Genomic DNA, 11,521 nt, shown 5'->3' on the forward strand with positions numbered 1-11,521 from the left:
AGCGAGAGGGGTTTGTCAATAATCTGAGGCAGCCGGATGGCTGCCTTTTTCATGGTCATTCCGTCTGCATCACCTTTTAGCTGGAGGCCGGGCTCACCACATTGCGGCCGGAGCGTTTGGCGATATAGAGCGCGCCATCGGCCTCTTCGTAGATTTGCTGGGCGGTGTCGCTGGGCTGGGGAATGCGGGCGGCTACACCGATGCTGCAGGTCACCTTGTGCAGCGGGCTGCCGTCATGTGGCAGGTCGAGGTCTTCCAGTCGCTGGCGGAAGGTTTCGGCTGCATCAACTGCATCCTGCATGGTGGCACCCGGCATCAGTACGCCGAACTCTTCGCCGCCCAGCCGGGCCGGCAACTCGCCCTTGCGCTGGAATGACTCCCGCAGCACATGGGCCACGCGCTTGAGTACCACATCGCCGGCATAGTGACCGTACTGGTCGTTGTAAAGCTTGAAGTGGTCAATATCCAGCAGGACAAAGGCCAGCGGCTGCTGGGCATTACGCTGGCGCTCGATGGCCGGGATGAAGACTTCGTCAAAATGACGGCGGTTGGCCAGCTGGGTCAGCCCGTCGGTGGTGGCCAGCGTCTGCAGGCTGGCCTGGCGCGCGATGAAGCGGGTCAGGCCGGATAGCAGCAGCACCAGCATGGTACTGGCCGGGGCGAACCAGATATGGCCCTGGTTCAGCAGCAGCATGGATCCGGCAGCCACCAGCAGCGCGGCGGCAGGATAGGCCATCAGCACCGTACGCTGCCGGCCCCATGGTGCCAGCAGGTAGTCCAGCACCACGATCAGCAGCAGGGTCAGCAAGGCCTGACGTATCAGGCTGAGTGGCCGGACCAGGCTGCCATCCTGCAGGCCGCGCAGCAGATAGGCATTGATCACCACGCCGGGCATGCCGGCGGAATTGGCGGAAATCGGCGTGGTGTGCATATCGCCCAGCCCGGCCGCAGTGACCCCGATCAGCACGATGCGGTCGCGGAACGTTTCGCGTCCGGCATTGGACAGGGCGTCGATATACGATATGCGCTCGAAGGGTTCGGCACCGTTGCCAAAGGGCACCAGTACTTCGTCGTCGCGCACCCATGATTCGTCGCTGGCATGGAAGGGCCGTTTCAGCGCCGGGGCGGGCAGGCCTTGCGCGACCTCCTGCACTGCCTTGGCAAAGCCGGGAAAGTCCGGCGTGCCAAGACCGGCCATCAAATAGGTGCGGCGGATGACGCCGTCGTTGTCGCGCTCGAAGTCGGTGTGTCCCAGCCGGTTGGAGGCCGCTGCCAGCAGCGGTATCGGCCTGGTTTCGGTGAGGCTGTCGCCGGCGCTTTCCGGAAACACCGGGCTGACGACCTTGCCATTGCGTTGGATCGCGGCAGCCAGTGACTGATCGGGTTTGTTGCTGGCCAGGGTGCTTTCCGCCAGGGCAATGTCGAGGCCGACGGCTTTGGCGTATTGCAGCTGGTCTATCAGGCGGGCGTGCAATTCGCGAGGCCAGGGCCAGCTGCCCATCTCGGCCAGGCTGCGGTTGTCCACTTCGATCAGGATGGGATCGTCGGCACTCTTGTGCAGCACGTGCCGGCTGAGGGACGCGTCATAAAACCAGTAATCCAGCCGCTGCACGGCACCAGTCAGGGCCAGCAGCAGGCCGAGCAGGCCCGCCAGCAGGGGAAGCAGTTGGTATGACCGGTGTTTTATCGGTGATGGCATGCGCTTATTTTATGCGATTGCTCATTGGATGTTGATTTTTTCAATCGCTTCCACCGCGTGATATCCATCATCTCCATTGACTTCGAGTTGGGCAAAGTACTGGCCGCGTGGCAGTTTGTCCAGCAACCAGGCCGGTTGCGGCTGGGTATCGCGGTAGCTGATATTGCGCATGGCCGGATTATCCGCCAGCTTCAGCGTGTAGCGTGCACCGCTTACTGGGTAATGCCGCCCCAGCAAGGCGGGCGTGTTGTTGCCGATGCTGGAGAACAGGCCTTTGACCACGACCTGCTGGGCGTCGCTGTACGGGCCGGGCTGACCCTTGCCATCCAGCCGGGCCACGCGCCAGAACCACTGGCCCTTGTCCGGCAGTTGCAAGGTGATGTCGCCGTCCTGCAGTGTGAGATTCTGGCTGATGGTGGCAAAGTCGCTGCTGCGGGACAGTTGCAGTTGCAATGGCTGCTGCGGGCTGGCCAGTAGCTTCAGCGGCAGCGACTGGCTGCGGATTTCCTGCGGGCCGTCCGTGCCAAACAGCAGGGGCGGCGGCGGGAAGGCGTTCAGGATAAAGGTTTTGCTGCTGTCGTAGCCTTCCAGTCCGCGCTGGTTGCGCGCCCGTGCCGATAGCAGGTATTCGCCATTGGCCGGCAGTGCCGGGAACAGCTGCGGTGCTGCAACCGTGCGCTCAGTCAGCAGGCGGCCATGCTCACCAGGCCCGCGCAGCTTGATGCGGTAGGCCACGGCCTGTTGGTCGCCGGTCCATTTGAGCAGGGGCGGGTTGAAGCTGCTGGCTGCGGGCAGCAGGTCCAGGTCGGGCGCGGCGGGCAGGGCTTCCGGTGCGCTGGGCTTGCCCGAGCCGGTGGCCAGCGTGCCAAAGCCGGCCGGAACATCAACCTGGCCCTTGCTCTTGCTGCTGACGCTGACCTTGCCGCGCAGCACTTCGGTCAGCGTGGAATTGCCGGACTCGGTATTGACGCGGAATTCGGTGCCGCGCACGGTGGTGACGGCCGATGGCGTGCGAATCTGGTAGCGGTTGGGCATCAGGATGTTGGGAATCACCGAGCTGCCGGCATTACCCTTGTCCAGCTTGATTTCGGTTTTGGCCGAACCGGTGCTGGGATAGTAGATTTCGTTTTGCAGCTGGGCGCTGGAGTTGGCGTTCAGCAGCAGGGTGGAGCCGTCTTCGAAGCGCAGCTTGAGCATGGCGTCGTTGCCGGTCTGGAACTGCACACCCTTGGGATAGCGCGTTTCCTTGTTGATGGGCAGCGGTTTGCCCTTGGCATCGTGCGCTGTCACCTCGCCGGAAAACTCTTCGATCTGCGCACTGGACGGATGCTGCCGTACCCAGGGATAGGGCACTTTGATACGGCTGCCCGGTGTCAGGCGGTAGGGATCGGCGATGTGGTTGAGGCTTTGCAGGCGCGGAACATAGGCGGGTGAAGACAGGTGCTGGTCAGCAAACGACCACAGCGAATCCCCCGGCTTGACCTGGTATTCCCAGGTGGCAGAGTCGATGCCTGGGCCGGCAAACAGGGTGTTGCTTAGAAAAATCAGGCTTAAAGCCGAGATAAGTCGCATAAACAAACGGGCAGAGGAATGGGCGCAATGTACGCAGACTATCTGAATAGTATGCTGCTGGCCGAGGATTACAAGCCATAGCGGTTTTGCCGGGGCATTAAATAGCGATTGCTTGATAAAAATCAGGCCGACCTGTTAGGGCCGGCCTGCAATGCTCTGCAATGGATGGAGCAGATGAGGAAATGGTCAGACTCAGCTGGTACGCAGGCGCTCGCTGCGGCCGCGCAGCCATTCCAGCGTCAGCAGCAGCAGGATGGAGAAGCCGATCAGCAGGGTAGCCGCCGCTGCAATGGTGGGGCTGAGGTTTTCGCGGATGCCGCTGAACATCTGCCGTGGCAGGGTGGCTTGTTCCGGACCGGCCAGGAACAGGGTCACCACCACTTCGTCAAACGAGGTGGCAAAGGCAAACAGCGCGCCGGAAATCACCCCCGGTGCGATCAGCGGCAAGGTGATGCGGAAGAAGGTGGTGATGGGCGATGCACCCAGATTGGCCGCAGCGCGGGTCAGGTTGTGGTTGTAGCCCTGCAGGGTGGCCGTCACGGTAATGATGACAAAGGGCACACCCAGCGCTGCATGTTCCAGGATCAGCGTGGTATAGCTGTTGTCCATGCCCAGCGGGGCAAAGAACAGGTAGCTGGCCACGCCGACGATCACCACCGGCACCACCATGGGCGAAATCAGCAGGAACATGATGATGCCCTTGCCACGGAATTCACCACGGGTGAGGCCGATGGACGCCAGCGTACCCAGTACCATGGCCAGCACGGTGGCGGCCGGGGCCACGATCATGCTGTTCTGCAGCGAGCGGATCCATTCCGGTGCGCTGAACAGGTCCTGATACCAGCGGAAGGAGAAGCCGGTCAGCGGGTACACCAGGAAAGAGCCTTCGTTGAAGGACAGCGGGATGATCACCAATACCGGCATGATCAGGAAGAGCAAGGTCAGGCCGCTGGTGATGCGCAGTACGTAGTGCCACACCTTTTCGATGGGCGACATGGTCGGGTTCAGCATGTTTTATGTCTCCGGGAAAGGGTGAGGATCAGCCCAGGCGCAGGCTCTTGGCGCCCACCAGCCAGTTGTAAACGATGTACAGGATCATGGTGGCTGCCAGCAGCAGGCCGCCCAGTGCGGTCGCCATGCCCCAGTTGATCGAGGTATTGGTGTAGAAGGCCACGAAGTAGCTCACCATCTGGTCGTTCGGGCTGCCCAGCAAGGCCGGGGTGATGTAGTAGCCGATGGACAGGATGAACACCAGCAAGGCCCCGGCGCTGATGCCGGCCACGGTCTGCGGGAAGTACACGCGCCAGAAGCTGGCAAACGGGTGACAGCCCAGCGAGATGGCCGCCTTCATATAGCTGGGCGAGATGCCTTTCATCACGCTGTAGATGGGCAGGATCATGAAGGGCAGCAAGATGTGCACCATGGAGATGTACACGCCGGTGCGGTTGAACACCAGTTGCAGCGGATGATCGATGAGGCCCAGCCATTCCAGGGTGGAGTTGATCAGACCGCCCGATTGCAACAGCACGATCCAGGCGGCAACGCGTACCAGGACCGAGGTCCAGAACGGCAGCAATACCAGAATCATCAGCAGGTTGCTGGTGCGGGTGGGCAGGTTGACCAGCAGATAGGCCAGCGGGTAAGCCAGGGCCAGCGCGATGGCGGTGACCACCAGGCTCATCCAGAAAGTACGGGTGAAGATGTCCAGGTAAATGGCCTGATCCGGCGAGGAGCGGCTGATTTCACCCAGATCGTCGATACGGTGGTCCATCGATGCCAGCAGGTAGAACGGGGTCTGGCTGCTGGTGTTGCGGCGGATGGCCTGCCAGTAGGCGGGGTCACCCCAGCGCTCGTCCAGATTGGTCAGTGCTTCCTTGTAGGACTTGGGGGCCGGGTCCATCGGCAGGGCGCGGGCAGTCTTGTTGAGCAGGCTGCGGTAGCCGGCCACTTCCATGTTCAGGCGCTTGCCCAGGTCACCCAGCTTCTGGTTGTCGTGTGCTTGCTGGATATCCTGTGCGGCAGCGGCATAAACGGTTTCCGGTGGCAGGGCGCGGCCGCTCCAGCCGGAGATGGCCTTGACCGTGTGCGGCATGGCATCAACCACTTCCGGGTTGTTGACGCTCTTGAATAGCAGGCTGGTAATGGGTAGCACAAACACCAGCAGGATAAACAGTACCAGCGGCAGGATCAGCAGCTGGGACTTGAATTTGTTCATGCGCTCGGCGCGGGCCAGTTTCTGTTTCAGAGAACGGCCGGCCTCCGGCAGGGTGGCTGCGATAGCGGTGGTGGGTGCAGAGGAAGCGGTCATTCTTCCGGCTCCGGATCAGGTAAGGGGTAAAACCCCCTGGGGATGAACCCCAAAAACCGGTTCAGAGTCTCGCGAGCTAGAGCGAGGCAAGGCGAAAACGGCTAAGGAAGCGCAGTTTACATGCAGTAAATGAGCATTCCGCAGGCGTTTTTAACGCAGCATCGCCGAAGCGCAGCAGACTATGAATGATTTTTAAGGGGGTGGGTCTGCTGCCGGCATCAGTACCGGCAGCAGTCATGCGTGTTACAGCTGCTTATTTGGCAGCCCAGGCGTTGAAGCGTTGTTCCAGCGATTCGCCGAAGTCAGCCCAGAAAGCCACATCCACGGCTACGCCGCTCTTGATGTTCTGCGGGGCGGTCGGCAGATCAGCCACCAGTTTCGGGTCCAGCAGCGGTACGGCTTTCTTGTTGGTCGGGCCGTAGGCGATATTCTGCGAGTACACCTTCTGGTTTTCCGGCTTGCTGGCGAAGGCGATGAACTTCAGTGCAGCGTCCTTGTTCGGCGAGCCCTTCGGGATAGCCCAGGAGTCGAAGTCATACATGCCACCGGCCCAGACGATCTTCAGGTTCTTGCCTTCCTTCTGGGTGTTGGCGATACGGCCGTTGTAGGCCGAGCTCATCACCACGTCGCCGGATACCAGATACTGCGGCGGCTGTGCACCGGCTTCCCACCACTGGATGTTCGGCTTCAACTGGTCCAGCTTCTTGAAGGCGCGGTCCACACCAGCCGGGGTGGCCAGTACCTTGTACACGTCTTTCGGCGCTACGCCGTCAGCCATCAGTGCTACTTCCAGGGTGTACTTGGCACCCTTGCGCATGCCGCGCTTGCCCGGGAATTTCTTCACATCCCAGAAATCCTTCCAGCCGCTCGGGCCAACTTTCAGCTTGTCGGCGTTGTAGGCCAGTACGGTGGACCATACAAAGATGCCCACGCCGCAGGACTGGGCTGCGCCCGATACGAAGTCGGCCTTGTTGCCGATCTTGCTGTAGTCCAGCTTTTCGAACATGCCTTCATCGCAACCGCGAGCCAGCTCTGGGGATTCCACTTCCAGCACGTCCCAGGACACGCTCTTGGTGTCGACCATGGCCTTGACCTTGGCCATTTCGCCGTTGTATTCGCCGCCCACTACCTTGACGCCGGTAGCCTTGGTGAAGGGAGCGTAGTAAGCCTTTTCCTGGGCCGCCTTGTTGGCGCCGCCAAAGGAAATCACGGTCAAGTCACCGGCCAGGGTAGTCTGAGCACAGCAAGCGGCAACCACGGCCAGCGAAAGAGCTTTCATGCATTTCTTCATTTGATAGATCTCCATATTGTTTTGAGACTACAGCTACTACACGCTACTCACTTGCACGCACTCACTCGGCCAGTTCGACGGGATCGAGCGCTCTTACGTGTTCTACATTCCAGCCCAGCGAAATCACGTCGCCCACTGCCAGCTTGGGGTCGAGTGTGGCGATTGGCTGTTTGACGATGAAACTGGAGTTGCCACAGGCTTCCATGCGGATGCGCACGTGGTCGCCCAGGTAGATGAATTCGCGCACGCGGCCGGAGAAGCGGTTCTGCTCCTGTGCCACATTCAGATTGATACGTTCCGGGCGGATGGACAGCGATACCGGCTGGCCGGGGGCAGCGTCATGCACGGCCATGGCTTCCACGCGCTCGCCGTTTTCCAGGCCCACGGTACAGCGCTCGCCATCGCGGCTGAGCAGCTTGCCGTGCAGGCGGTTGTTTTCGCCGATGAAGTTGGCAACAAAGGTATTGCGCGGATGCTCGTACAGGCCTTGCGGGCTGTCGATCTGCTGGATTTCACCCTGATGGAACACCGCCACGCGGTCGGACATGGTCAGCGCTTCGCTCTGGTCGTGGGTCACGTACACCACGGTCACGCCCAGGCGTTCGTGCAGATGCTTGATTTCCATCTGCATGTGTTCGCGCAGCTGCTTGTCCAGTGCGCCCAGCGGTTCATCCATCAGCACCAGTTGCGGTTCGAACACCAGGGCGCGGGCCAGGGCCACACGCTGTTGCTGGCCGCCGGACATCTGGCCGGGGTAGCGGTTGGCAAACTTGTCCAGCTGCACCATGGACAGGGCGCGTTTCACCCGTTCGGTGACATCGGTCTTGTCCATGCCGCGCACTTTCAGCGGGAAGGCCAGGTTCTCGGCCACGGTCATGTGCGGAAACAGCGCGTAGTTCTGGAACACCATGCCGATATCGCGCTTGTGCGGCGGTACGCGGTTGAGCGAACGCTCGCCCAGCATGATCTCGCCGGCGGTCGGGGTTTCGAAGCCGGCCAGCATCATCAGGCTGGTGGTCTTGCCGGAGCCGGACGGACCCAGCAGGGTAAGGAATTCGCCCTTGCGGATGTCCAGATTGAGATCCTTCACGATCAGGGTCTCGCCGTCGTAGCTCTTTTGTACGTTCTTGAAGCGGACCAGGATGTCGCTTGCGTTCGTTTCAGCCATGACCACTCCTGTTTAAATGGTGATGACTGAATTGTAAAAAGTGGATGACAGCAGGGGTATCGGGAGGCTGCGGATTTTTCTGTCAGGAAAAATGCTGTAGTCCTGTAGGGCAATCCCTACACGACAGCGGCATGCAAAGCGGGCGGCGGCCTGGTCTGTCTGGCCGGCTGAGGCGGCACTTGATCCGTATCAAGCCTTTTTCAGCTGTGACTTTTGCAACTCTGAAATCAATATATAGTGTTTGAAAAATTTAAGGCACTACATATTGTTATGAAAAAACCTGTTCTGGTCAGTCCGGTTGCCACGCTGGACGAATACCTCAGCCGCGCCGACTGGCGCGTATCTGCCAATGCCAACCAGGGCTACAGCCTGGGTGGGATGATCCTGAATGCCGCCGGCAAGCTGACTGCCAACTACTGGCTGGATGGCATCTACCCGGCAGCCGTCGCCACCGCCCACCGCGAGGCAGATTTTCACCTGCACGATCTGGATGTGCTGGCCGGCTACTGCGCCGGCTGGTCGCTGCGCCAGTTGCTGCACGAGGGCTTTAATGGCGTGCCAGGCCGGGTAGAGGCGGCGCCGCCGCGCCATCTGAGTTCGGCACTGGGGCAGATGGTGAATTTCCTGGGCACCCTGCAAAACGAATGGGCCGGAGCGCAGGCGTTTTCCAGCGTGGATACCTATCTGGCCCCCTTCATCCGGCGCGATGGCCTGAGCGATGAGCAGGTAGAGCAGGCGCTGCAGGAGTTTGTCTACAACCTCAACGTGCCATCGCGCTGGGGTACGCAGACGCCGTTTACCAATCTCACTTTCGACTGGAGCTGCCCGGCCGACCTGGCTGGCCAGATTCCGCTGATTGCCGGCGAGGAAATGCCGTTCTGCTATGGCGACTGCCAGCCGGAAATGGACCAGATCAACCGCGCCTTCCTGCGGGTGATGGCCAGTGGCGACGCCCATGGCCGGGCTTTCACCTTTCCCATTCCCACCTACAACATCACTCCGGATTTCGACTGGGACAGCCCGAATGCCGAGCTGCTGTTTGCGCTGACCGCCCGTTACGGCCTGCCGTATTTCCAGAATTTTCTCAATTCCGATCTGGAGCCGCAGATGGTGCGCTCCATGTGCTGCCGGCTGCAGCTGGACTTGCGCGAACTGCTCAAGCGCGGCAATGGACTGTTCGGCAGCGCCGAGCAGACCGGCTCGCTCGGCGTGGTGACGCTCAACTGCGCCCGGCTGGGCTACCGCTTCCGCGGCGACTGGGCCGGCCTGCTGGCCGAAACCGACCGCCTGCTGGCCCTGGCTTGCGACAGCCTGGAAATCAAGCGCCAGCGGGTACAGGGCTGGATGGATGACGGGCTGTATCCCTACACCAAGCGTTATCTGGGCACCTTGCGCAATCACTTCTCCACCATCGGCGTAAACGGCATCAACGAACTGGTGCGCAATTACACTGGCGATGCCGAGGATATTGCCAGTGCCGCCGGCCAGCAACTGGCGCTGGATCTGCTCGACCACATCCGCGCCCGCATGGTGCAGATGCAGGAAGACACCGGCCATCTGTACAACCTGGAAGCCACCCCGGCCGAAGGCACCACCTACCGCTTTGCCCGTGAAGACCGCAAGCGCTACCCGGACATCCTGCAGGCAGGGCCGGCCGACAAGCCGTACTACACCAATTCCAGCCAGCTGCCGGCCGGGCATACCGACGACCCCTTCGCCGCGCTCAGCCATCAGGAACCGCTGCAACGCCGCTATACCGGCGGTACCGTGCTGCACCTGTACATGACCGAAGCCATCAGTTCCACTGCCGCTTGCAAGCAGCTGGTGCGCCGTTCGCTGCAGCGCTTCCGTCTGCCCTATATCACGGTCACGCCCACCTTCTCGGTGTGCCCGCAGCACGGCTATCTGAGCGGCCACCACGAATTCTGCCCCAAGTGCGATGCCGAGCTGCTGGCCCGCTCCCGCTCCACGGCAGCCACCGTGCCTTGCTGCTGAAAAGCTTGGCGCGGCTAACAAAAAGCCTGCTGCTGCGTTGCGCCGCCTTGCCGTACGGCATGTACTGTCTGCGGCGGCGCGCCTTGCCCCAGAGACGCTACGCCATTTTGTTAGCCGCGCCTGATTCCCAACCCTCACAGGAGAACAACATGTCCCATCAAACCGAAATCAAACAGGCAGAACAGCTGGACCCGGCCCTGCGTACCCGCTGCGAAGTCTGGACCCGCGTCATGGGTTATTTCCGCCCGGTCTCTGCCTTTAATGTGGGTAAGCAGGGCGAGTTTGCCGAGCGCCTGCATTTTGATGAACAGCATCTGCATCGCTGAGTCGCGCAGCCCGGCCAGCCCGGTGCTGCTGCCGCTGGCCGGGATCGAGCCGTTTTCCAGCTGCGACTGGCCGGGGCGGCTGGTGGCCACGGTGTTTGTGGCGGGTTGCCCCTGGCGCTGCGGCTATTGTCACAATGCCGCGCTGCAGGCACGCAGCGCCGGTGTGCTGGACTGGCCGGCGGTTCGTGCTGTGCTGGCGCAACGGGTGGGCTTTCTGGATGGCGTGGTGTTTTCCGGCGGCGAACCCACGCTGGCCCCGCAGCTGGCCGAGTGGATGCAGGACGCCCGCCAACTAGGCATGGCCATCGGCCTGCACACTGCCGGCATTTACCCGCAGCGGCTGGCAGCCGTGGCCGGACTGGTGGACTGGATCGGCTTTGATATCAAGGCCGCACCCGGCGGGGTGGATGTGGTGAGCGGCGTCTCCGGCAGCGAGGCGCGGATGTGGCAGGCGCTGGATATCGCACTGGCGATGGTGTCGGACAGCGGTGCCGCGCTGGAATGCCGCACCACGCTGGACCCGCGCGTGATGACGGCAGACAGCCTGTTTCAGCTGGCGGACACCCTGCAGGCCAAAGGCGTGACGCATGCCGCCTTACAGCAGGGCCGGGATGGCAAGGGCCAGCCCTTGTTTGATGCTGCACAGTGGCCGGGGAGGGCGGTGCTGGATTACTGGCAGCAATCCTTTACGCATTTTGTCTGGCGGGCAGCCTAGCACCCGCTGCCGTACCGCAGGTCAAGCAGCGTAGTTCAGCGCCAGACGACAGCGAAACCATCCTTTGCGTGAGCGGATACAAAATCTGCTCTCGTTCCATGTCGGCAAGTGGGCGGTCATCCAGTAGCGCTGCATTTAACTGCGCCGGTCTTGCTCCGCCAGCGAGGTACTTTCTTTTGCTGCGATACTTCGCCAACAGCAAGAACCCAAAGAAAAGGCGACGGGCCGCACTGCGAAATTCCGCCCGACCACGCCACTGCTTAACACCCTGGACGGCACGTCCGTGTCGGCTTACGCTGACGGGAAGCGGTTTAGTCGGTGCGATGTTGCTGGATGCGAATAGTCGTGTAGATCGGTATCTGAAACAGGGCAGGAAATTTTGCCATGCCAATGCGCTAGCATGACTGTTATCGGCCAGGTGCGGCCATTGCCTAGATACGAAGCCAA

Annotated in this window: 9 protein-coding genes; 3 read left to right on the plus strand and 6 right to left on the minus strand. The window is 61.4% G+C overall.

Translation table 11 applies throughout. The features are described 5' to 3' along the window. Positions 1-76: 76 nt before the first annotated feature. From DBR44_RS15595 to DBR44_RS15620, 6 genes are all read right to left on the minus strand, one after another. The gene (locus DBR44_RS15595; protein ID WP_124644945.1) at positions 77-1,699 is read right to left on the minus strand and encodes a CHASE2 domain-containing protein; all 1,623 of its coding nucleotides are present in this window, start codon (positions 1,697-1,699) and stop codon (positions 77-79) included. Positions 1,700-1,720: 21 nt separating this feature from the next. Then, on the minus strand, positions 1,721-3,271 hold the full coding sequence (locus DBR44_RS15600) for a FecR domain-containing protein (protein ID WP_124644946.1): 1,551 nt from the start codon (positions 3,269-3,271) through the stop codon (positions 1,721-1,723). Between the two features lie 192 nt (positions 3,272-3,463). Then, positions 3,464-4,282, minus strand: a complete 819-nt coding sequence (locus DBR44_RS15605; protein ID WP_103524522.1) for an ABC transporter permease — start codon at positions 4,280-4,282, stop codon at positions 3,464-3,466. Positions 4,283-4,310: 28 nt separating this feature from the next. Further along, positions 4,311-5,579, minus strand: coding sequence for an ABC transporter permease (locus DBR44_RS15610; protein WP_124644947.1), 1,269 nt, complete (start codon positions 5,577-5,579; stop codon positions 4,311-4,313). Between the two features lie 253 nt (positions 5,580-5,832). Continuing rightward, positions 5,833-6,858, minus strand: coding sequence for a polyamine ABC transporter substrate-binding protein (locus tag DBR44_RS15615; RefSeq protein ID WP_233578612.1), 1,026 nt, complete (start codon positions 6,856-6,858; stop codon positions 5,833-5,835). 73 nt (positions 6,859-6,931) lie between these two features. Beyond that, the gene (locus DBR44_RS15620) at positions 6,932-8,038 is read right to left on the minus strand and encodes an ABC transporter ATP-binding protein (protein WP_124644949.1); all 1,107 of its coding nucleotides are present in this window, start codon (positions 8,036-8,038) and stop codon (positions 6,932-6,934) included. A 237-nt stretch (positions 8,039-8,275) separates the two neighbouring features. Here DBR44_RS15620 and DBR44_RS15625 point away from each other — a divergent pair, with 237 nt between their 5' ends. The 3 genes from DBR44_RS15625 to DBR44_RS15635 all read left to right on the plus strand — a co-directional run bounded on the left by DBR44_RS15625 (position 8,276) and on the right by DBR44_RS15635 (position 11,074). Then, complete coding sequence (locus DBR44_RS15625; protein ID WP_255424592.1) at positions 8,276-10,033, plus strand: ribonucleoside triphosphate reductase; 1,758 nt, start codon at positions 8,276-8,278, stop codon at positions 10,031-10,033. 149 nt (positions 10,034-10,182) lie between these two features. Beyond that, positions 10,183-10,359 (plus strand): anaerobic ribonucleoside-triphosphate reductase, encoded by a 177-nt coding sequence (gene nrdD / locus DBR44_RS15630; RefSeq protein WP_124644951.1) that lies wholly within the window; start codon positions 10,183-10,185, stop codon positions 10,357-10,359. Beyond that, positions 10,337-11,074, plus strand: coding sequence for an anaerobic ribonucleoside-triphosphate reductase activating protein (locus tag DBR44_RS15635; RefSeq protein ID WP_158613633.1), 738 nt, complete (start codon positions 10,337-10,339; stop codon positions 11,072-11,074). Before nrdD ends, DBR44_RS15635 begins: the two co-directional genes overlap by 23 nt. Positions 11,075-11,521 lie beyond the last annotated feature (447 nt).

Origin of the sequence: Aquitalea sp. FJL05, from assembly GCF_003852595.1 — a bacterium.
Taxonomy (GTDB): Bacteria; Pseudomonadota; Gammaproteobacteria; order Burkholderiales; family Chromobacteriaceae; genus Aquitalea; species Aquitalea aquatilis.